Source organism: Pseudomonas sp. MN1F (assembly GCF_009391885.1).
Classification (GTDB): domain Bacteria; phylum Pseudomonadota; class Gammaproteobacteria; order Pseudomonadales; family Pseudomonadaceae; genus Aquipseudomonas.
On record NZ_VZII01000003.1, the window covers coordinates 77,331 to 97,241 of the forward strand.

The 19,911-nt window shown below is 64.1% G+C and carries 22 protein-coding genes; 10 read left to right on the forward strand and 12 right to left on the reverse strand.

From position 1 onward, the window contains the following. Positions 1-21 precede the first annotated feature (21 nt). Positions 22-300 (reverse strand): hypothetical protein, encoded by a 279-nt coding sequence (locus tag F6X59_RS01070; protein ID WP_152953999.1) that lies wholly within the window; start codon positions 298-300, stop codon positions 22-24. Between the two features lie 132 nt (positions 301-432). On the opposite strand from F6X59_RS01070, the gene F6X59_RS01075 reads away from it, so the two are divergent. The 3 genes from F6X59_RS01075 (at position 433) to F6X59_RS01085 (ending at position 1,794) form a co-directional block, all read left to right on the forward strand. Beyond that, positions 433-804, forward strand: coding sequence for a YajD family HNH nuclease (locus tag F6X59_RS01075; RefSeq protein WP_060510327.1), 372 nt, complete (start codon positions 433-435; stop codon positions 802-804). A 74-nt stretch (positions 805-878) separates the two neighbouring features. Then, the gene (locus tag F6X59_RS01080; RefSeq protein ID WP_085675738.1) at positions 879-1,349 is read left to right on the forward strand and encodes an RNA methyltransferase; all 471 of its coding nucleotides are present in this window, start codon (positions 879-881) and stop codon (positions 1,347-1,349) included. 103 nt (positions 1,350-1,452) lie between these two features. Then, positions 1,453-1,794: a DUF2892 domain-containing protein gene (locus tag F6X59_RS01085; RefSeq protein WP_152954000.1), complete on the forward strand. Its 342-nt coding sequence runs from the start codon at positions 1,453-1,455 to the stop codon at positions 1,792-1,794. A 21-nt stretch (positions 1,795-1,815) separates the two neighbouring features. On the opposite strand, the gene F6X59_RS01090 is transcribed toward F6X59_RS01085, so the two are convergent. Further along, positions 1,816-3,024 carry a hypothetical protein gene (locus tag F6X59_RS01090; RefSeq protein WP_152954001.1) on the reverse strand — a complete coding sequence of 403 codons (1,209 nt, stop codon included), beginning with the start codon at positions 3,022-3,024 and terminating at the stop codon, positions 1,816-1,818. Between the two features lie 41 nt (positions 3,025-3,065). Further along, positions 3,066-3,515 (reverse strand): YcgN family cysteine cluster protein, encoded by a 450-nt coding sequence (locus tag F6X59_RS01095; protein ID WP_152954002.1) that lies wholly within the window; start codon positions 3,513-3,515, stop codon positions 3,066-3,068. A gap of 145 nt (positions 3,516-3,660) precedes the next feature. On the opposite strand from F6X59_RS01095, the gene F6X59_RS01100 reads away from it, so the two are divergent. After that, positions 3,661-4,254, forward strand: a complete 594-nt coding sequence (locus F6X59_RS01100; RefSeq protein WP_152954003.1) for a nitroreductase family protein — start codon at positions 3,661-3,663, stop codon at positions 4,252-4,254. 51 nt (positions 4,255-4,305) lie between these two features. Here the strand turns inward: F6X59_RS01100 and F6X59_RS01105 are convergent, their stop codons facing one another. The 5 genes from F6X59_RS01105 to F6X59_RS01125 all read right to left on the reverse strand — a co-directional run bounded on the left by F6X59_RS01105 (position 4,306) and on the right by F6X59_RS01125 (position 8,922). Further along, complete coding sequence (locus F6X59_RS01105) at positions 4,306-5,238, reverse strand: D-2-hydroxyacid dehydrogenase (protein ID WP_152954004.1); 933 nt, start codon at positions 5,236-5,238, stop codon at positions 4,306-4,308. 2 nt (positions 5,239-5,240) lie between these two features. Then, entirely contained in the window at positions 5,241-5,534 is a 294-nt protein-coding gene (locus F6X59_RS01110) for a YcgL domain-containing protein (RefSeq protein ID WP_103446328.1), read from the reverse strand. Beyond that, complete coding sequence (rnd, locus tag F6X59_RS01115; RefSeq protein ID WP_346653234.1) at positions 5,531-6,664, reverse strand: ribonuclease D; 1,134 nt, start codon at positions 6,662-6,664, stop codon at positions 5,531-5,533. Before rnd ends, F6X59_RS01110 begins: the two co-directional genes overlap by 4 nt. Positions 6,665-6,753: 89 nt before the next feature. Then, on the reverse strand, positions 6,754-8,391 hold the full coding sequence (locus F6X59_RS01120; RefSeq protein ID WP_152954006.1) for a phosphoethanolamine transferase: 1,638 nt from the start codon (positions 8,389-8,391) through the stop codon (positions 6,754-6,756). 165 nt (positions 8,392-8,556) lie between these two features. Continuing rightward, positions 8,557-8,922 (reverse strand): 5-carboxymethyl-2-hydroxymuconate Delta-isomerase, encoded by a 366-nt coding sequence (locus F6X59_RS01125; protein ID WP_152954007.1) that lies wholly within the window; start codon positions 8,920-8,922, stop codon positions 8,557-8,559. A 117-nt stretch (positions 8,923-9,039) separates the two neighbouring features. On the opposite strand from F6X59_RS01125, the gene F6X59_RS01130 reads away from it, so the two are divergent. Beyond that, positions 9,040-9,276 (forward strand): YdcH family protein, encoded by a 237-nt coding sequence (locus tag F6X59_RS01130; RefSeq protein WP_152954008.1) that lies wholly within the window; start codon positions 9,040-9,042, stop codon positions 9,274-9,276. A 106-nt stretch (positions 9,277-9,382) separates the two neighbouring features. Here the strand turns inward: F6X59_RS01130 and F6X59_RS01135 are convergent, their stop codons facing one another. Beyond that, positions 9,383-10,567 (reverse strand): PLP-dependent aspartate aminotransferase family protein, encoded by a 1,185-nt coding sequence (locus tag F6X59_RS01135; protein WP_152954009.1) that lies wholly within the window; start codon positions 10,565-10,567, stop codon positions 9,383-9,385. Positions 10,568-10,692: 125 nt separating this feature from the next. Here F6X59_RS01135 and F6X59_RS01140 point away from each other — a divergent pair, with 125 nt between their 5' ends. Beyond that, a complete protein-coding gene (locus F6X59_RS01140; protein WP_152954010.1) occupies positions 10,693-11,151 on the forward strand; it encodes an Lrp/AsnC family transcriptional regulator in 459 nt (152 codons plus the stop codon). Between the two features lie 34 nt (positions 11,152-11,185). Here the strand turns inward: F6X59_RS01140 and F6X59_RS01145 are convergent, their stop codons facing one another. Then, a complete protein-coding gene (locus F6X59_RS01145) occupies positions 11,186-13,516 on the reverse strand; it encodes an FdhF/YdeP family oxidoreductase (protein WP_152954011.1) in 2,331 nt (776 codons plus the stop codon). A 269-nt stretch (positions 13,517-13,785) separates the two neighbouring features. On the opposite strand from F6X59_RS01145, the gene moaA reads away from it, so the two are divergent. Both moaA and F6X59_RS01155 read left to right on the forward strand, forming a co-directional pair. Further along, on the forward strand, positions 13,786-14,790 hold the full coding sequence (gene moaA / locus F6X59_RS01150; RefSeq protein ID WP_346653231.1) for a GTP 3',8-cyclase MoaA: 1,005 nt from the start codon (positions 13,786-13,788) through the stop codon (positions 14,788-14,790). A 20-nt stretch (positions 14,791-14,810) separates the two neighbouring features. After that, positions 14,811-15,710, forward strand: coding sequence for a bestrophin family protein (locus F6X59_RS01155; protein ID WP_152954012.1), 900 nt, complete (start codon positions 14,811-14,813; stop codon positions 15,708-15,710). Here the strand turns inward: F6X59_RS01155 and moaB are convergent. Next, on the reverse strand, positions 15,695-16,246 hold the full coding sequence (gene moaB / locus F6X59_RS01160; RefSeq protein WP_346653229.1) for a molybdenum cofactor biosynthesis protein B: 552 nt from the start codon (positions 16,244-16,246) through the stop codon (positions 15,695-15,697). The genes F6X59_RS01155 and moaB overlap by 16 nt on opposite strands. A gap of 139 nt (positions 16,247-16,385) precedes the next feature. Here moaB and F6X59_RS01165 point away from each other — a divergent pair, with 139 nt between their 5' ends. Then, positions 16,386-17,273 carry a LysR family transcriptional regulator gene (locus tag F6X59_RS01165; RefSeq protein ID WP_152954013.1) on the forward strand — a complete coding sequence of 296 codons (888 nt, stop codon included), beginning with the start codon at positions 16,386-16,388 and terminating at the stop codon, positions 17,271-17,273. Here F6X59_RS01165 and F6X59_RS01170 read toward each other — a convergent pair. Further along, on the reverse strand, positions 17,261-18,043 hold the full coding sequence (locus tag F6X59_RS01170; RefSeq protein WP_152954014.1) for an AraC family transcriptional regulator: 783 nt from the start codon (positions 18,041-18,043) through the stop codon (positions 17,261-17,263). The two genes, F6X59_RS01165 and F6X59_RS01170, sit on opposite strands and share 13 nt — an antisense overlap. A 247-nt stretch (positions 18,044-18,290) precedes the next feature. Here F6X59_RS01170 and F6X59_RS01175 point away from each other — a divergent pair, with 247 nt between their 5' ends. Further along, positions 18,291-19,904: an APC family permease gene (locus F6X59_RS01175; RefSeq protein WP_152954015.1), complete on the forward strand. Its 1,614-nt coding sequence runs from the start codon at positions 18,291-18,293 to the stop codon at positions 19,902-19,904. Positions 19,905-19,911: the final 7 nt, after the last annotated feature.

Sequence of the window (19,911 nt, forward strand, 5' to 3'; positions counted from 1 at the left end):
GGCGCGCTGCACCCCTTTCAGTCAATCATCCTGCGCAGGCGGTTTCGTCGGCTCCTGATGCAGGCCAGGCAAATCCTGATCTTTCGGCGGCCCTGGCACCGGCATCGGCGGCAGCAGCGGTGCCCCCGGCGTGCTGTCGTAGGCCTTGGGCGGCGTGCTCGGGGTGATCTGCGGGTAAGGTGTGGGCGTCGGCGTGCCCGGCGCACCGGGTACCGGGGTATTCAGCCGGGGTGGCGTGCCTGCCGCTTCGGCCAGGGGCATGGCGGCGATGAGCAGCGCGGCGAGGATCGCATGGAACATCAGCAACCTCCTGTCGGGAACCTCTCTACAGGCTACGCCGATATTCGAGTTTTCGCCTGTCCGCCTGCCCTGCAAGCGCGCTAGACTCAATGGCATAACCGTCATCTGCCTGATCAGAACAAAGGAAACACCATGAGTTCGGCTTCCACCTCCGCCGCCACCGCCCGCCTCGATCGCATCCTCGCCGACGCCAAGCGCGACAAGGAGATGGGCTACCGCGACAAGGCCCTGAAAATGTACCCGCACGTGTGCGGCCGCTGCGCCCGCGAATTCGCCGGCAAGCGCCTGAGCGAGCTGACCGTGCACCACCGTGACCACAACCACGACAACAACCCGCAGGACGGCTCCAACTGGGAGCTGCTGTGCCTGTACTGCCACGACAACGAGCACTCGCGCTACACCGACCAGCAGTACTTCAGCGAAGGCTCGACCAGCACCCCAAGCATCGCCAAGGCCACCCACAACCCGTTCGCCGGGCTGGCGGGCATGCTCAAGAAAGACTGACCGTCACTGCAACCCCCGCTGCGGCCGGCAAGCCCGTATAATCGCGCTCTTTTTTTCGCGAAGGGCCCCGGCACGTGGCAAACAAACGGTACAGCTGCATCGGCCTGTTCAACCCCAAGTCTGCGGAGAACGTCGGTTCGGTGATGCGCGCAGCGGGTTGCTACGGCGTCAACTCGGTGTTCTACACCGGCAAGCGCTATGAACGCGCGCGCGACTTCGTCACCGATACCAAGCGGGTGCACTACGACATTCCGCTGATCGGAATCGACGACCTGCAACGCATCATTCCCCTGGGCTGCACGCCAGTGGCAGTGGAACTGGTGGACGGCGCACGGCCGCTGCCTGAATACACCCACCCGGACCGGGCGATCTATATCTTCGGGCCTGAAGATGGCTCGTTGAGCGAGGACGTGCGGGGGTGGTGCGAGGAGACCATCTACATTCCTACCGAAGGCTGCATGAACCTGGCAGCGACGGTGAATGTAGTGCTGTATGACCGCATGGCCAAAGGGCTGAATACCCGTTCCGGGCCCAAGTTCAAATAGCCAACCGCCCGTGAAACGCCTGCGCGAGCCGGCCGGGCAAACCAAGTGAACGGTCGTTCATGGCTGCTGGTCAGCTGTTAACACTTCACACGGAGGGTTTGCCATGCTCGATATTCATTCCACCCGGGCTCCACGGGAGCACAACGTCCAGGGCCTGGAACGCGCCGGCTCGCTGGCTGGCGGCGCATTGATGTTCACCAAGGGCATGCGCCATGGGGGCCTGATCGGGCTGCTGCAGATGGTGGCGGGCGGCCTGGCGGTAGCCCGCGGAGTCAGCGGCCATTGCTCGACCAAGGCCTGGTGGCAGCGGCATCGCCAGGAGTATCACCGCCTGCGTTCGGATATCGAGCGCAGTGCAGCAGAGCTGCAGGCGCTCAGGGCCAGTGCCGCGGCAGCAACTGACGGGGTGACAGTGACCGGCAAGGATCCGTTGCCTGGCAGTTGAGTCTCGTGTTGCCGGTGCAGGCTAGCGCAAGGCCTTGCTCTGCAGCACGTCGGACCGACGCCCCAGGACATTCTCGCTGATCTGCACGAACTCCTCGGTGCTCACGCTGGGCAGACGCATCAGCGCCCGGGTCACGTCATCCAGCGAGCGCTTGGCCTGGGTATGGATGCGGATTTCCTTGTCCAGCGCCTGCAACAGCAGCACCCCACGTGCCACCTGCGCCGGGCTGGCGTGCTCGGCGCGCAGCTGGCTGACCTGGGCACCCTGCTTCTGCAAGCGTGCCTGCCATACCTCGTAACGGTCGTCGCTGATGCCACCAGCACGGCGCAACAGTTCGGTGGCGTAGTAGTCGGTCAGGCCTTGGGCCAGCCAGTCGCTATTGTCGCGCACACGAATCTGCGCAAACAGCTGCACCAGTTCACGCAGCAGCGGGCTGCTGCCATTCTCGCTGACCATTGGCCGGCTGCTGTGCAGGTAGATCGAGCCTTGCGCCGCCGTCGCCCCGCGCCACATGCCATCACGGGCGCCAACCAGCAGCAGCTTGGCCGGGTTGCGCGGGAATACCGCCTGCAATTGCGGCCAGACGAAGGTCAGCAGGGTCAGGTTGTCCATCCGCCGCATGCCCTGCCCTACTGGCGCGGCCACGGTAACGTCGGTGTCGCCGAGGCGGGCGCGACGGCTGCCAAGGTCGCCCGCGAGCATCCAGCCGGTCGGGCGGTCGAACAGGCGGGACACGTTGTCGATACGGAACTTGTCCTTGCCGATGCGTGGCCAGGACGTTTCGATGCTTTTCCAGCCTTCAGGCAAGTCGACCGTCAGGCGTGCCACCAACTCGGTACCGTCCTGCTGGTCGAGGCGTGCAGACGGCACCAGCTGATCGCCGAGGAACAGCGCCCAATGCGGGGTGATGCGTGAAGAGTAGGCGCCGCTGCGCAGCTTCTGGTCCAGTTTCACCCGGTAGCTGAGGCTGGTCTTGCCACTCGCCGGGTGCCATACACCGCGCTCGCCCTGCTGTTGCCACTGGCCATCGGCCTGGAAACCGCTGTAGGCACCGGCCTTGCCCAGGTCAAAATCCAGGCTGCGCACGGCACTGCCTTCGGCCAGGGTCAGGCGCACTTCGGCCTGGCCATTGGCAGGCAACAGGCGCACCTGGTAATCGAGGTCGACTTTTTTTGCCCAGGCCGGCGAACAGGCCACAAGCCCGAGGAGCAACAACAACTGGCAACGCATGGCGAAACTCCTTGTTCCTCAGAGGCGACGGGGTGCGCCGTTCAACTGGCGCGGAAAATCAGGTGGTCTTCCCAGTCGTCTTCGTCTACATCATGTTCACTGAGCATACGCCCCGATTGCGAGATGCGCTGTTCATGCACCTGCTTACGGTCACCGCACACCAGGTGGTGCCAGTCGGGCAGGTCCTTGCCCTCGCTGACCAGGCGGTAACCACAGGTGCTCGGCAGCCATTTGAACTGGTCGGCCTTGCCCGGGGTGAGCTGGATGCAATCGGGCACATGGGCAAAGCGATTGGGGTAGTCGCTGCACTGGCAGGTGTCGCGATCGAGCAGTTTGCAGGCGATGCGCGTGTAATAGACGCTATTGTCGTCTTCATCCTCGAGCTTTTGCAGGCAGCACAGGCCGCAGCCGTCACACAGCGACTCCCACTCTTGCGGGCTGAGTTGTTCGAGGGTCTTGTGCCGCCAGAACGGCGCGCTGTCAGCGATCATCACACGGGTTTCCTGCAGTCTTGTTCAGGCCGCGGCGCGCGGCGGCGCCAGTCTAGAGCCTGGCCTTCGGCAACGCCAGACCGCTTGTCAGTGCCAGGCGGACGCAGTAGCGTGCGTGCTTTGCCATCCACTTGCAGGAGCCGCCATGAGCGCCACCCCCCGCATTGCCGATTACGCCATCAACGAGCAGTTCATCAACCGCTGGTCACCGCGCGCCTTCACCGCCGAACCGATCAGCGAAGAGACCCTGCTGAGCTTCCTCGAAGCGGCACGCTGGGCGCCGTCGGCCTATAACTCGCAGCCTTGGCGCTTCCTGTATGCACGCCGCGACACGCCGAGCTGGGAGCGTTACCTGAGCTTGCTGGTGCCGTTCAACCGCAGCTGGGCGCAGCAGGCATCGGCGCTGGTGCTGATCATTTCCAAGACCACGTTTGCGGCGCCTGGCGCCACGGAAGAAAAGCCGGCGCTGTGGCACACCTTCGACACCGGTTCCGCTTGGGGCCACCTGGCGCTGCAGGCCAGCATCAGCGGCTGGCACACCCACGGCATGGCCGGGTTCGACCAGGCACTGGCGCGCCAGGAGCTGAAGATTCCGCAAGGTTATGAGCTGCATGCCATGGTGGCGATCGGCAAGCTGGGCGACAAGGCCAGCCTGGACGAAGCGCTGCAGGCGCGTGAAGTGCCGAGCCCGCGTCGGCCGTTGAGCGAGCTGGCGGCTGAGGGTGATTTCAGCCTGTAAGGCGTGTGTTGCCTGTGCTGGCCTCTCGCGGCCAGCACAGGCGATTAGAGATCAGTAACCCCGGGCGAAATCGACTTCGCCACGCAACCCCTGCCCCTCTGCATACGCCCGCACATTCCCGGCAAACAACCGCACCATTGCCGCCGGCGAGGTGGGCGCCGAGCTGTGTCCGGTCAGCAACAAGCCCCAGGCAGTCCAGAACGGATGCCGTTGCGGCAGCGGCTCCTGCCGGCACACGTCGATCACCGCCCCGGCCAGATGCCCCTGCTTCAGCGCCTCGACCAGGTCAGCATCGACCACCGCCGCGCCACGCCCAGCGTTGATGAACAGCGCCGTGGGCTGGAAGCACTGGAACAGCGCCGCGTCATACAGGTCATGGGTTGCCGGCGTGTCCGGCAGCAGGTTGAGCACGTAATCCACTTGCCCGACCAGGCGCGGCAAATCCGCCAGCGCCGCCACTTCGACAAACGGCGCCTGCTCGCGGGCGCTGCTGGCAATGCCGTAAAGGCTCACGCCAAACGGCGCGAGGAACTCGGCCACCCGCTGGCCGATATCGCCGGTACCGACGATCAGCACCTTGCGCCCTTCCAGGGTGCGCCCCGGGCGGTCATCCCAACGTCGCTCGACCTGGCTGACCAGGCGCGACAACACTTCGCGCTCATGGCCGAGCATGTAGGTCAGCATGTACTCGGCCATCACCTGGCCGAAGATGCCTACGGCGCGGGTCAGGCGGTAGTCTCGCGGCAGCCCTTCGGCCAGCAATGGCGTGATGCCGGCCCAGGTGGACTGCATCCACTGCGGTTTGTGGCCCTGGCGCAGCAGGCTCGCCAGCAGATCCGGCTGGCCCAGCCAGACCGGGCACTGCGGTGCCTGGCGGGCCAGTTCGGCGGAATCGTCGCTGGTCAGGACTTGCAGCTGCGGCATAGCTTCGCGCAACAGTTCGGCATATCGAGCATGATCATGCTCAGCAATCAGTACCCGCATGATCAGACCGGGTCGTTACGGCGCAGCAGCTCTTCGGGCAAGTGCTCGATGTACTCGTCCTCGGCCGGTGGCATCTGCAGGTGATAACCCTGGGTCTCGAGGTTTTCCAGCACCTTGGCGATGTCCTCGCGGGCCAGCTGGCGCTCCGGCGTCAACACCAGGTCGAAGGCGTGCACAGGCTTGCCAAAGAAGGGCAACAGCGCCTCAGGCACGCGCTCCAGGCCTTCGGCCTTGAGCACGTAGAGGTACATTTCGTTCTTGCGTGGGCTCTTGTAGATCGAACAGATACGTTTCATTGCTTGTCTCCGGCACCTGCCAGGTCGTCCAGCAGGGCCTGGCCCATCCGCTCACGGCGCCAGCCGCGCAGCGAATCGGGCAGTTGATAAGGGCCGTTCGGGTAGCCGCTCTTGAGCAGGGCTTCCAGGGCTTTCTTGCGCAGCATCAGCTCCGGGGCGATCCCCAGGCGCTCGCCTTCGGCCTGGCCGATGGCACGCAGGCGCTTGAGGATACCGGCGGCTTCGATCGGCAGCGGCTCAGGCAGCGGCTGTGGCCATTGCTCGGGCGGCAGGTTGCCGGCGCGCTTGATCAGCTCGAGCAGGAGGGCGCCGTCCTGGCGGATGGTGCGCGGGTGCATTTCGTCAATCTTGGCCAGGGCCGACAGGTTGTCCGGCTGGCTCTTGGCCATGGGCCACAGCGAGTGTTCCTTGAGGATGCGGTTGCGCGGCACATCACGGCTGCGCGCTTCACGCTCGCGCCAGGCGCACAGTTCGCGCAGCACCGCCAGTTGCTGGCGGCCCAGCTTCCAGGCGAGCTTGACGTCGCGGTACAAGGTCTCGGGTTCGACTTCACGGCGCAGCGCGGCCACCAGTTCGGCGCCGTCGTCCAGCACCCAGGCGTACTTGTCGCCGGACAGGCGTGGCTGCAGGGCGGCGAACAGTTCGGCCAGGTGCACGGCATCTTCGGCGGCGTAGCTGACCTGGGTTTCCGACAGCGGGCGCTGCAGCCAGTCAGAGCGGGTTTCGCCCTTGGGCAGCTCGATGCCCAGCACTTCCTGCACCAGGCGCGAATAGCCCATGGAGAAGCCCAGGTTCAGGTAACCGGCTGCCAGCTGGGTGTCGAACAACGGTTGCGGCAGCTTGCCGGTCAGGCGCAGCAGCACTTCGAGGTCTTCGCTGCAGGCGTGCAGCACCTTGACCACGTTGCTGTCGTCGAGCAGTTCGCCCAGCGGCTGCCAGTCGCCGATCAGCAGCGGGTCGATGAGGAAAGCCCGCTGCCCGTCGCCAACCTGGACCAGGCCGGCTTTCGGGTAGAAGGTGTCGACCCGCATGAACTCGGTGTCGAGCGCCACGAAGGGCAGTTCGCGCCACTTGCGGCAGTGTTCGGCCAGGGTCTGGTCGTCACGGATCCAGTGTATTTCGATGGCCACAAGGCTCTCCCACAAACATTGGCGCGCAGTATATACGGCGCGGGCCCTGCTGGTGAAACCTGCGCCATCCCTGGATTAGATGAACGGCCTCAACGCTGGGCGGCCAACCACGGCCGGCAGCTGGCAAACATGTCCAGCGACTGCTGGTAGACCTCGGTGTGCACCTGCAGCAGGCCCAGCATCGAGTGGAACAGGTTGTCCTGCGACAGCGGCGCATCGCTGAGCTTGGCCATGCAGTCGGTGTCGATGCCGAAGTCCTCCTTGTAGCTGTCGGAGAACCAGGTCAGCAGTGGCACATGCTTCTGTTGTTCCGGGGCAATGGCATACGGGGTGCCGTGCAGGAACAGGTTGTACTCGCCCAGCGACTCGCCATGGTCGGACAGGTAGATCATCGCCGTATCGACCTTGTCCTGCTTGCTGCGCAGGGTATCGATCAGCGAGGACAACACCTTGTCAGTGTAGGCCAGGGTGTTGTCGTAGCCGTTGATGATTTCCTGCTCGCTGCACTGGTTCAGCGCGTTGCTCTGGCACACCGGGGTGAAACGCTCGCCGTCTTTGGGGTAGCGCTTGAAATACTCGGGGCCGTGGCTGCCCATCTGGTGCAGCACCAGCACGGTGTCCTTGTCGAGGTTGTCGATCAGCTCGCCCAGGCCTTGCAGGAGGATTTCGTCATGGCACTCACCGCCAGCGCACAGCTGCGGGTCCTTGAGGTTGCTGACATCGATGAACTGCACGCGGTCGCAGGTGCCCTTGCAGCCCGACTGGTTGTCGCGCCACTGCACGGCCAGGCCGGCACGCTGGAGGATGTCCAGCAGCCCTTCACGGTTCTTCGCCACGCGGGCGTCGTAATCCTTGCGTTTCATGCCGGAGAACATGCACGGCACAGAGACGGCGGTTTCAGTACCGCAGGAATGCACATCGGAGAAACTCAGCAGGCCCTGTTCCTTGGCCAGGTTCGGGGTGGTATCGCGCGGATAGCCGAGCACGCCAAAGTGATCGGCACGGGCACTTTCACCCACTACCAGCACGGTCAGCGATTTGCGCTCGTGCTTCTGCCAGGCCACATCGCGCTTGGCATCTTCGCCATAGCTCTGGAACGGGCGCGCTGCCGTACCCACGCGCTCGTTGACATAACCGATGGTCGCGCCAACGACATTGCTCGGAGTTAGCATCAGGCGCAGTTCGTGATGGTTGCGAAACAGCGACGACAGCCCTTGATAATTGACCAGCGCCACCGAGCCCAAAGCCACCACGCAGGCGCCGCTGACCACCAGCTTGCCGAGCAATTCGCGGTGCCACGGGCGGTAGGCGATCTGCGCTTTCCACAGCACTACCGACGGCAATACGCCGAGCAGCAGAATATAGGCCGCGAACTTCAACGACATCAGATCGCGCACTTCCGAAACATTGGTCTCGGCCATGTTGCGGAACATGCCAGCGTCAATAAGCACGCCGTATTGGTTCATGAAGTAAGCGGCGCTCGCACCACTCACGAACAACACGATCAATAACGGCTTCAATACATAACGGAAGGCGAACAGCGTCAACACCAGGTTGAACGCGAACAACATCAGCACGGCGAACGCCAGGCTCAGCCAAAGCCCCGACATCCCGGCCGGCACCACCTCTTGCAGGTGCCCCCAAAGGAACATGTTGAGACCGACCAGCAGGTAAACGCTGGCCAACAGCGTGACCCATTCAGTCCGCAGGGATTTGAAGTTGAGCATCGGCATTCGCAATCAAGAGTAATTATCACCCCCAGGCCGGATGGCACTGTGGGGAAGTCGGGCGAACTCTAGAAAGCGCACCATCAATTTTTCGTGAAAAAGACGGTAACAAATTCGTAAGCCGATGCATTTTTTTACATTAAATTAACTTCATTCAGCATCCGTTCAGCCGGGCAGACGCGCCTTGGCGTAGGGTTCCCGGTCGATATCGAGCACTTCGACGCACAGCTGGATATCCACACCGACCTTGGCCGGGATGGCTTCGCGCAATACCTCGAGCAAGCCGTTAGACAGTTGCTGCTTCACCTCGGGCGAACGCCCGCTGAGGATGGCCAGGCGCACATGGGCGAAGGCCCGCTCACCCGGCGCGATGCCGACCCGGTACTGGCTGAAGGCCTGGGCCCGGCTCTTGATGTCGGCCTCGTCGGCAAACTGGCCGCTGCCGACCAGGGCGTGGTTCAGGCGCAACAGCAGCACATCAACATTGAGCTCGCGCAGGTTGTCGCTGTATTCCAGGTTCAGATGAGGCATGGCGCAGGTTCCAGGCACGGGGAAGGATGCGACAGCCTACCCCAGTCCCCCACCTGCGCAAAGGCGGCTATCCTCAAAGGTCAGGACCTTACCGACAACCCTGACAGAGGTGAAGAAATGCCAGTTCCGCATGATCTGCTCGCTGACCTGCACGTTACCGCTGACGCATTCCAGGCGCTCATAGACAAGGACCAGAACCTTCACAAGCTGCACAAGGAATACAACACCAAGGACAAGGAGGTGCTGGCCGCCGAGGCCAACGGCACCAACGACGAGGCGGTCAACCGCCTGCGCAAGGAAAGGCTGCTGCTCAAGGACAAGATCGAACGGATCATTCATCCGCCGAAGTCCTGACAACCCTTTATTGAATTCACTGGCCTCATCGCGAGCTGCGCTCGCTCCTACAGGATTACACATGCCCCGTAGGAGCGAGCGCAGCTCGCGATAGCGCCAGCAGCCCTTACACGGCAGCCGAAGCCTTCAACGCGCCATCGAGGTCTTCGATCAGGTCGCGGTAATCCTCGATCCCCACCGACAACCGCAGCAGGTTCTCGCTGATGCCCATCTCGCCCTTCTGCGCCGGGCTCAACGAGTTGTGCGACATGCTCCAGGAGTGGTTGATCATGCTCTCCACCCCGCCCAGCGAGTCGGCCAGCACAAAGATCTGCAGGGCCTCGACCAGCCGGTTGAGCGCCGCCCGGTCACCGCCTTTGACCTTCATCGCCACCACCGCCCCGCCACTGCGCATCTGCCGCTGGCACAGCGCATGCTGCGGGTGGCTTTCCAGCCCTGGGTAGAACACCTGCTCGATCTGCGGGTGGCCTTCGAGGAAGCGCGCCACCTGCAGCGCGTTGGCGCACTGGCGCTCCATGCGCACATCGAGGGTCTTCAGCCCGCGCAGGGCCAGGTAGCAGTCGAACGGCCCCTGGATCGCCCCGACCGCCATGCTGATCTTGCGCAGCCGCGCCAGCAGCTCGTCATTGGCTGCGACTACCACGCCACCGGTGAGATCGGAATGGCCGCCGATGTACTTGCTCGCCGAGTGCATCACCAGGTCCACACCGAGGGTGATCGGGCGCTGGTTCCACGGCGAACAGAAGGTGTTGTCGATGCAGGTGAGGATGCCGCGGGCACGGGCCAGGTCGCACACCGCCTTGATGTCCACCAGGTGCAGCAGCGGGTTGGTGGGCGATTCGATCCAGATCAGCTGGGTCTCGGGCTTGATCGCGGCCGCCACCGCCTCGACGTCATTGAGGTCGACATAGGTGGTGGTCAGGCCCGAAGTGCGCCCGCGGTAATCTTCAAGGATGCGGAAGGTGCCGCCATAAACGCCATTCATCACCACCACGTGGGCGTCCTTGGGCAGCAGCTCCAGCACCGTGGCGGTGGCGTTCACACCCGAGGCACAGGCCACCGCACCGACGCCCTCCTCCAGCGCGGCTACACAGCTTTCATAGGCATGCCGGGTCGGGTTGCCGACACGGCTGTAGGCGTACTCGGGGTTATCGTCGAGGCTGCGCTTGATATAGGAGCTGGCGGTATAGATGGGCGGGAAGATGGCGTTATCGGCAACGCTGGATTGCTCGCCGGCGTGGATGGTACGGGTGGCGAAATTACGCGGCTTGTCGGACATGGTCGGGCCCATTGGCAGGATTCAAGCCTGCAACTATGGCAACAACCTGGCGCGGCGGCAATGCCAGGCCGATGCAGGAAATTTTCCTAGGCCTGGGGTAATCTGGGGAAAATTTTTCTCGATGGTTTTGCCCTGCCATGGACAGTTTCGACCAACACATCCTCACCCTGCTGCAGCGGGACGCCTCGATCTCGCTCAAGGACCTGGCCGAAGCGGTCAACCTGTCGACCACGCCATGCTGGAAGCGGGTCAAACGGCTGGAGGAAGACGGTTACATCCTCGGCCGTGTCGCCCTGCTCGACCCCGAACGCCTGGGGCTGGGGCTGACCGTGTTCGTCCAGCTCAAGACCCAGCGCCACGACAGCGCCTGGCTGGAGCAGTTCGCGGCGACGGTGAAGGGGTTCGAAGAGGTGATGGAGTTCTACCGCATGTCAGGCGATTGGGACTACATGCTGCGGGTGGTGGTGGGCGACATCGCAGCGTACGACCGCTTCTACAAGAAGCTGATAACCAGTACCGATGGGCTGTCGAACATCACCTCCAGTTTTGCCATGGAGCAGATGAAGTACACCACGGCCTATCCGGTGCATCGGTAGCCGGGGGCCGTAACGCGGCCCCGGCAAAATCCACTCAATCAGCGGTGAGCACCGCCTCGATCCGGTTCCCGGCCTTGGCCTTCTCCAGCTTGATCGCGACAAACTTGGACGTCGGCGTGTAAGTCCCCTCGCCATAACTCTCCAGCGGCACCAGCGGGTTGGTCTCGGGGTAATACGCCGCCGCCTGCCCATCCGGAATGTCGTAGGGCACAAGACGGAAGCCCGACACCCGCCGCTCGACGCCATCCTCCCACAACGACACCAGGTCCACCTGCTCGCCCGGCTCGAAGCCCAGGCGGCAGATGTCCGCCTCGCTGACGAACACCACTTCACGCAGGCCGAATACCCCGCGATAACGGTCATCCAGGCCGTACAGCGTGGTGTTGTACTGGTCGTGCGAACGCAGGGTCTGCAGGATCAGGTCCGGCTTGTCGCCGCGCGCCAGCACCTTGGCGTTGACCAGCTCGGCCGGTAGCGCATGAGGCATGAAGCGTGCCTTGCCGGTGGCCGTGCGGAAGTTGCGATCAGCCGCATGGTTGCCCAGGTGGAAACCGCCCGGGTGCTGCAAGCGCTCATTGAAGTTGGCGAAGCCTGGGATAACGTCGGCGATCATGCTGCGAATGCGGCTGTAGTCGGCAACCGCGTACTCCCAGTCGATCGGCTGGTTGCCCAAGGTGGCCTTGGCCATGCCGGCGATGATCCACGGCTCCGAACGCATGTGCGGCGAGCGCGGGCGCAGCTGGCCATTGGAAAGATGCACCATGCTGAAGGTGTCCTCCACGGTCACGCCTTGCGGCCCCTGGGCTTGCATGTCGATCTCGGTACGGCCCAGGCAGGGCAAAATCAGCGCATCGCGCCCGGTGACCAGGTGCGAACGGTTGAGCTTGGTGGAGATCTGCACCGTCAGCGCGCAGTTGCGCAGCGCCGCGTGGGTACGCGGGGTATCCGGCGTAGCTTGGGCAAAGTTGCCGCCCAAGGCGATGAACACCTTGGCCAGCCCCTCTTCCATGGCCTTGATCGCCAGCACTGCGTTATGCCCGTGGGCACGCGGCACACGGAACTTGAAGCGTTTTTCAATGGCATCGAGCAGCGCCGCCTTGGGCTTCTCGTCGATGCCCATGGTGCGGTCGCCCTGCACGTTGCTGTGGCCACGCACCGGCGACAGGCCGGCACCGGGTTTGCCGACGTTGCCGCGCAGCAGCTGCAGGTTGACGATTTCCTGCACGGTCGGCACTGAATGGCGATGCTGGGTGACGCCCATGGCCCAGCACATGATCACGCGCTCGGCCTTTCGGTACATGCGCGCAGCCAGCTCGATCTCGGCCAGGGTCAGGCCCGACTGCGTGACGATGTGCTCCCACGAGGTGGCATCCACCGCCGCCAGGTAGTCGTCCAGGCCACTGGTGTGTGCGGCGATGAAGGCATGGTCGAACACCGCCGGCTCGCCGTTGGCCTGGGCCTCACGCTCCCACTGCAAGAGGAACTTGGCGATACCGCGCATGGCCGCCATGTCGCCGCCCAGGGCCGGGCGGAAGTAGGCACTGGTGGTCGGCTCGGAGCCGTTGCTGAGCATCTCGAACGGGTGCTGTGGGTGCTGGAAGCGCTCCAGGCCACGCTCCTTGAGCGGGTTGAAACACACCACCTGGGCGCCGCGCTTGACCGCCTCGCGCAGCGGTTCGAGCATGCGCGGGTGGTTGGTGCCGGGGTTCTGGCCGATGACGAAGATCGCGTCGGCCAGCTCCAGGTCGTGGAACACCACGGTGCCCTTGCCCACCCCGAGGGTTTCCGACATGCCGGTGCCGCTGGCTTCGTGGCACATGTTCGAGCAGTCAGGGAAGTTGTTGGTGCCGTAGGCACGGACGAACAGCTGGTAGAGGAACGCTGCCTCGTTGCTGGCCCGGCCCGAGGTATAGAACTCGGCCTGGTCGGCCGAGTCGAGCGCGTGCAGATGCCGGGCGATCAGCTCGAAGGCTTCTTGCCAGCTGGTTTCGACATAGTGGTCGGTGGCCGCGTCGTAGCGCATCGGGTGGGTCAGGCGGCCTTGATACTCGAGCCAGTAGTCGGTCTGCTCGAGCAACGCGCTGACGCTGTACCGGGCGAAGAACGCCGGGTCCACCGAGCGGCCGGTAGCTTCCCAGTTCACTGCCTTGGCGCCGTTCTCGCAAAACTTGACCATGTCGCCTTCCGGCGACTCGCCCCAGGCACAGCCCGGGCAGTCGAAGCCACCGTTCTGGTTGGTCTTGAGCATGGCCCGCAGGTTCTTGAAGGCGTTGTCGCTACCCAGCCAGCTCTTGGTCACGCTCTTCAGCGCGCCCCAGCCGGCGGCAGGGCCCTTGTAGTCCCTGATGTGTTGGTCCTGGCTCATGCGGTCAAATCCTCACGCGGCATGGAAATGTTCACCGAATCGATCTGCCCGGTGTTTTTTCCAGCCTATGGAGCCCGCCCCAGAGCCGTCCAATCGAAATACCTTACGGCACGATAAGCGCTCTCGATCATGCCCCTCAACCCTTGCCGCGCTTGGCCTGCAGCCGTGATAGAGGGCATTGATCAAGCAGTCAGGGAAAGCGATTTGACGGGGCTGGCCACAGGCTATAGCTTGGATCCTGTAGCCCCCATTTCCTTTCGAGCGCCAACGTGGAACAGAACAGCCGGGCCCTGATCGACGGCTTCAACCGGAAAATCGACTACCTGCGGATGTCGGTCACAGACCGCTGCGACTTCCGTTGCGTCTACTGCATGGCCGAAGACATGCAATTCCTGCCGCGCCAGCAGATCCTCAGCCTGGAAGAACTGTTCCAGGTCGCCGAGCGCTTCGTCGCCCTCGGCACCCGCAAGATCCGCCTGACCGGTGGCGAGCCGTTGGTACGCCAGGGCATCGTCGACCTGTGCGGGCGCATTGCCGCCCTGCCCGGCCTGCGCGAACTGTGCATGACCAGCAACGGCTCACAGCTCGGGCGCCTGGCCCAGCCGCTGTTCGACGCTGGCGTCACCCGCCTGAACATCAGCCTCGACAGCCTCGACGCCGAGCGCTTCAAGCAGCTCACCCGTACCGGCGACCTCCACCAGGTGATCGCCGGCATCGACGCGGCACGCCAGGCCGGCTTCCGGCGCACCAAACTCAATTGCGTGGTGCTCAAGGGCCGCAACGACCACGAGCTGGTCGACCTGGTGCGCTTTGCCATCGACCGCGAGCTGGACATCACCTTCATCGAAGAGATGCCGCTGGGGGAGATAAACGAACATGAACGCGGTGAGTCGTTCTGCTCCAGCGATGAAGTGCGTGAGCGCCTGGCCGAGCACTTCACCCTGATCGAATCCACCGAATCTTCCCAGGGCCCGGCGCGCTACTGGCGCCTGGCCGAAGCCGCCAATACCCGGGTCGGTTTCATTTCGCCGCACAGCCACAACTTCTGCGCCACCTGCAACCGCGTGCGCCTGACAGTCGAGGGCCGCCTGCTGCTGTGCCTGGGCAACGAACATTCGATGGACCTCAAGCAGGTATTGCGCGCCCACCCCGGCGACGCGGCACGGCTGGAGAAGGCCATCCGCGACTCACTGCACCTCAAACCCTACCGCCATCACTTCGAAGTCGGTGGCGAGGTGCAGATCCTGCGCTTCATGAACATGACCGGCGGCTGATCGGCCGCCTCTGGATTTCCATGATCGTCCACCCCCGCCCCGATGTGCTGCGCGTGCTGTTCACCCTCAAGGGGTCGATCGTCAAGCGCATTGCCCTGCGCTGCCTGATGGTCACCTTGCTGGCCGCGCTGATCGTGCTGGTCGAGCGGCACTTTCCGGCGTTCTTCTACCCGGTCAGCGCCACGCCGTTCACCTTGCTGGGCCTGTCGCTGTCGATCTTCATGAGCTTTCGCAACAACGCCTGCTACGACCGCTGGTGGGAGGGGCGCAAGGCCTGGGGCAAGCTGATCATCGAAACCCGCTCGTTCATACGCGAGAGCGTGGTGATCGCCGACGAAAAACTGCGCGCCGAGCTGCTGCGCAGCCTGTGCGGGTTTGCCCATGGGCTGAATGCGCGGTTGCGTAACGAAAACGAAGTGAACGCCACCCGCCCATGGCTCAACGAGGCTACCCCGGTGGCCGCGCACAATGTGTGCGATGGCATCCTGCGCGATATCGGCATGCACTGTTCACGGCTGGCTGAGCAAGGGCAGATCAGCGAATGGCGCTACACCCTGCTGGAGCAGCGCCTGGCCGGGCTGACCGAGGTGCAGGCCACCTGCGAGCGGATCAAGGGCTCGCCGCTGCCGTTCCCCTATACCTTGCTGCTGCACCGCACCATCTACATCTTCTGCCTGCTGCTGCCGTTCGCCCTGGCCGAGCCGCTGGGCTGGCTGGCGCCGCTGTTCACCACCATCGTCGGGTACACCTTCTTCGGCCTGGATGCGATCGGCAACGAGCTGGAGGACCCGTTCGGGCGCGATGAGAACGACCTGCCGATGGATGCCATGGTGCGCACGGTGGAGCGGGATGTGCTGGGGGCCTTGGGCGTCGAGCCGCTGCCACCGGTGTTGCTGCCTGTGGATTATGTACTGAGCTGACCGCGGCTTTCGCAGGCGTCGATAGGCTTCAGGTGCTTTACAAAGTTACAGGGCCGATGCCGCGCATCCAGCTGCTCCACCAGGATGCCTTCCCAGGCCGTCCGACAAGCGCCGGTCGAGCCAGGCAGGCAGCACACCAGCGTGCCGTTGGAAACCCCCGCCAGCGCCCTGCTCTGCACGGTCGAGCTGCCGATATCGAGAATGGACAAGGCGCGGAACAGCTCACCAAAGCCATCGACGGTCCGATCCAGCAGGCACTGCACCGCCTCCGGCGTGCTGTCACGCCCGGTAAAGCCGGTGCCACCCGTGATCAGCACCACCTGCACGTCGTCATCGGCAATCCAGCTCGCTACCTGGGCGCGGATCTTGTACAGGTCATCCTTGAGCAGCGCCCGCGCCACCAGGCGATGGCCGACCTCCACCGAGCGGCTGGCCAGCAGCTCGCCGGAGGTGTCGTTGGCGTAGGTACGGGTGTCGCTGACGGTCAGCACAGCGATATTCAGCGGTATGAAAACCGCATCGGGTTGAACACGCACGGTGAAGCTCCTTGAATGGCATTGCGTCACGCTAGAGACAAGCCCGACAAGCGTCCAATCGAAATGGCGAACCGGCCGATCAATGACATCTATCGCAGACGTGGGTTAAGGTCTGCACAACCAGACGCCAGGCACTTCCATGGACATCAAGCAGCTCAAGTTCCTCATCGCCCTCGACCAGACCCGCCACTTCGGCCAGGCTGCGGCGCTGTGCCATATCACTCAGCCGACCCTGTCCATGCGCCTGCGCAACCTGGAGGACGAACTGGACCTGGTACTGGTCAAGCGCGGCCAACGCTTCGAGGGCTTCACCGAAGCGGGCGAACGCATCCTGGCCTGGGCCCGCACCCTGCTCGCCGCCCATGACGGCCTGCAGGCCGAGGCCGCCAGTTGCCGTGGCCAGGTGGTCGGCAGCCTGCGCCTGGGCACCGTGCCGCTGGCCAGCTTCAACCCCATGCACCTGCTGCTGCCGCTGCGCGAGAAGTACCCCGAGCTGCAGTTCCAGCTCAGCTCGCACAGCACCGAGCAGATCATGGACGGCCTGAGCCGCAACCAGCTCGACCTGGGCATCTGCTACCTCGACCAGGTCAACGCCAACTTCTTCGAAGTGTTCGAACTGGGCACCACCACCATGGGCCTGCTGTTCGACACCCAGCACTTCCAGTTCGATACCGACAGCCTGCGCTGGGACGAGCTCGGCGACATTCCCCTGGGCCTGCTGAGCAAGGGCATGCACTACCGCCAGTCACTGGACCTGAGCTTGCGCAGCCGTGGCCTCGAGCCCAATGCCGTGCTGGAAAGCGACTCGACCTTCCAGCTGGTGCAGGCCATCAACACCGGCGTGTGCTGCGCGATCATGCCGCTGGGCTGCGGCCTGGAAGACCTCAGCGAACACATGCGCATCATCCCCATCGCCGACGCCAGCATCCACAGCCCGGTCGGCCTGCTGCTGCGCCGCAGCGAGCCGCGTTCGGCAATTGCCGAGCAGTGCTTCGACGAAGCGAAGCTGCTGTTTCAACCCCGCTGATCCGCCGTTGCCTGGCGATATTGCCGGGGCGTGAAGCCGGTCAGCTGCTTGAACTGGCGGCTGAAGGCGCTGTGGTCGGTGTAACCGCAGCGCAGCGCTACTTCGGTGATCGGCAAATCAGAGTGCAGCAGCCGGTGGGCGTGCTCCAGGCGTGCCTTGTGGATCATCTGCCGCGGCGTGAGGTGGAATACCCGCTTGCAGTAACGCTCCAGCTGCGCCACGGAAATCCCGGCGATGCGGGTCAACTCATGCATGCTGATCGGCTGGTGGAAATGCTGGCGGATGTGCTCGTCCACGGCAGCCAGGCGCTGGTAGGCGGGGTGAGTGTCGGCGGCTGACTGCAGGTCGACGGAAATGCCCACCAGGCCGATGATCTCGCCGGCCGGGTTGCGTAGCGGGCGCTTGTGGGTCAGGCACCAGCCCGGTTCACGGCTGCCGTACAGGTGCAGTTCGAGCTGGTCTTCCAGCACCAGCCCATCCTTGAGCACGCGGCGGTCCTGCTCGGTGTAGCCAGGGCCCAGTTGCGCCGGGAACACTTCGGCACTGGTCTTGCCCAGCAGCGGCTGCAGGCGCTTGAGGCCGCAGCGCTGGACCAGGGTGGTGTTGGCCAGCACGTAGCGGGCGGCCGGGTCCTTGATGAAGATCGCCGCGTTGGGGATGGCGTCGAGGATCGGCAGCAGCAGCGACACTCCGGCCAGCAGGGCTTCGAGGGTGGCCGGGCGGTGCTGGTCGAGAGACTGGTACAGGGTGGTCAGGTTCGAGCGTGTCATCTGTTCTCTACAGCCCTTATGCAGCGTGGCTTCCAGCCTACCCATCGACCCTGCACAGTCACCAGCACTTTTTTCAATTGTGCCGATTTCGTCATTCACCCTGCAGAAAACCATCAAGAACCCCCGCCCCGTTCGGGTCCACTCTATCCCCACGCAAGCCGCCCAAGAGCTACAAGAGCGCGGCCGTAAAAAGCCGCATCACGTGACATCAGACCTGCCTATCCAAAACCTACAAAAAGGCGCACCCATGTCAGGCAAATTCAAGAAACAGCTGTCATTGCTCGACCTCACCTTCATCGGCCTCGGCGCCATCTTCGGCTCCGGCTGGCTATTCGCCGCCAGCCATGTCTCGGCCATCGCCGGCCCGGCCGGTATCCTCTCCTGGTTCCTCGGCGGTTTCGCCGTGCTGCTGCTGGGTATCGTCTACTGCGAACTTGGCGCCGCCCTGCCGCGAGCCGGTGGCGTGGTGCGCTACCCGGTGTACTCGCACGGCCCGCTGCTCGGCTACCTGATGGGCTTCATCACGCTGATCGCCTTCTCCAGCCTGATCGCCATCGAAGTGGTCGCCTCGCGCCAGTACGCTGCGGCCTGGTTCCCCGGGCTGACCAAGGCCGGCTCCAGCGACCCGACGGTGCTCGGCTGGCTGGTGCAGTTCGCCTTGCTGGGGCTGTTCTTCTTCCTCAACTACCGCAGCGTGAAGACCTTCGCCAAGGCCAACAACCTGGTCAGCGTGTTCAAGTTCATCGTGCCGCTGCTGGTGATCGGCGTGCTGTTCAGCTTCTTCAAGCCGGAGAACTTCGAGGTCCAGGGCTTCGCCCCGTTCGGCCTGTCTGGCGTGGAAATGGCGGTGTCGGCCGGTGGCATCATCTTCGCCTACCTGGGGCTGACGCCGATCATCTCGGTGGCCAGCGAGGTGAAGAACCCGCAGCGCACCATCCCGATCGCGCTGATCCTCTCGGTGCTGCTGTCCACCGCGATCTACGCCCTGCTGCAACTGGCCTTCCTCGGCAGCGTGCCGACCGAAATGCTGAGCAACGGCTGGGCCGCAGTGACCAAGGAACTGGCCCTGCCCTACCGTGACATCGCCCTGGCCCTGGGCGTTGGCTGGCTGGCCTATCTGGTGGTGGCCGATGCGGTGATCTCGCCCAGCGGCTGCGGCAACATCTACATGAACGCCACCCCACGCGTGGTCTATGGCTGGGCGCAGACCGGCACCTTCTTCAAGTACTTCACCCGCATCGACGCCGAGTCCGGTATCCCACGCCCGGCACTGTGGCTGACCTTCGGCCTGTCGGTGTTCTGGACCCTGCCATTCCCCTCCTGGGAAGCGCTGATCAACGTGGTGTCCGCCGCCCTGGTGCTGAGCTACGCCGTGGCCCCGGTCACCGTCGCCGCCCTGCGCCGCAATGCGCCGAACATGCCACGCCCATTCCGGGTCAAGGGCATGGGCGTGCTCGGCCCGCTGTCGTTCATCATCGCTGCACTGATCGTCTACTGGTCGGGCTGGAGCACCGTGTCGTGGCTACTGGCCCTGCAGATCGTGATGTTCGTGCTGTACCTGCTGTGCGGCCGCTTCGTCCCCACCCAGCACCTGTCGCTGGCCCAGCAAGTACGTTCGTCGGCCTGGCTGATCGGCTTCTACGCCGTGACCATCCTGCTGTCCTGGCTGGGTAGCTTCGGCGGACTGGGTGTGCTCGGCCACCCGTTCGACACCGTGGCCGTGGCCGCCTGCGCCCTGGGCATCTACTACTGGGGCGCGGCCACCGGCGTGCCGGCTCACCTGGTGCACCTGGAAGGCGACGACGAAAGTGAAGCCAGCGCTGAAACCTATACCGGCCGCCCCGCCGCCGTCGCCTCCTGATCCTTCA

Coding starts and splice junctions, on each gene's coding strand:
- F6X59_RS01070 (WP_152953999.1), bottom strand. CDS start 300: ATGTTCCATGCGATCCTCGCCGCGCTGCTCATCGCCGCCATGCCCCTG.
- F6X59_RS01125 (WP_152954007.1), bottom strand. CDS start 8,922: ATGCCTCATCTGAACCTGGAATACAGCGACAACCTGCGCGAGCTCAAT.
- F6X59_RS01130 (WP_152954008.1), top strand. CDS start 9,040: ATGCCAGTTCCGCATGATCTGCTCGCTGACCTGCACGTTACCGCTGAC.
- F6X59_RS01090 (WP_152954001.1), bottom strand. CDS start 3,024: ATGCGTTGCCAGTTGTTGTTGCTCCTCGGGCTTGTGGCCTGTTCGCCG.
- F6X59_RS01075 (WP_060510327.1), top strand. CDS start 433: ATGAGTTCGGCTTCCACCTCCGCCGCCACCGCCCGCCTCGATCGCATC.
- F6X59_RS01145 (WP_152954011.1), bottom strand. CDS start 13,516: ATGAGCCAGGACCAACACATCAGGGACTACAAGGGCCCTGCCGCCGGC.
- F6X59_RS01135 (WP_152954009.1), bottom strand. CDS start 10,567: ATGGGCCCGACCATGTCCGACAAGCCGCGTAATTTCGCCACCCGTACC.
- F6X59_RS01140 (WP_152954010.1), top strand. CDS start 10,693: ATGGACAGTTTCGACCAACACATCCTCACCCTGCTGCAGCGGGACGCC.
- F6X59_RS01105 (WP_152954004.1), bottom strand. CDS start 5,238: ATGCGGGTACTGATTGCTGAGCATGATCATGCTCGATATGCCGAACTG.
- F6X59_RS01095 (WP_152954002.1), bottom strand. CDS start 3,515: ATGATCGCTGACAGCGCGCCGTTCTGGCGGCACAAGACCCTCGAACAA.
- F6X59_RS01170 (WP_152954014.1), bottom strand. CDS start 18,043: ATGACACGCTCGAACCTGACCACCCTGTACCAGTCTCTCGACCAGCAC.
- F6X59_RS01120 (WP_152954006.1), bottom strand. CDS start 8,391: ATGCTCAACTTCAAATCCCTGCGGACTGAATGGGTCACGCTGTTGGCC.
- F6X59_RS01175 (WP_152954015.1), top strand. CDS start 18,291: ATGTCAGGCAAATTCAAGAAACAGCTGTCATTGCTCGACCTCACCTTC.
- F6X59_RS01165 (WP_152954013.1), top strand. CDS start 16,386: ATGGACATCAAGCAGCTCAAGTTCCTCATCGCCCTCGACCAGACCCGC.
- F6X59_RS01085 (WP_152954000.1), top strand. CDS start 1,453: ATGCTCGATATTCATTCCACCCGGGCTCCACGGGAGCACAACGTCCAG.
- F6X59_RS01100 (WP_152954003.1), top strand. CDS start 3,661: ATGAGCGCCACCCCCCGCATTGCCGATTACGCCATCAACGAGCAGTTC.
- F6X59_RS01155 (WP_152954012.1), top strand. CDS start 14,811: ATGATCGTCCACCCCCGCCCCGATGTGCTGCGCGTGCTGTTCACCCTC.
- F6X59_RS01110 (WP_103446328.1), bottom strand. CDS start 5,534: ATGAAACGTATCTGTTCGATCTACAAGAGCCCACGCAAGAACGAAATG.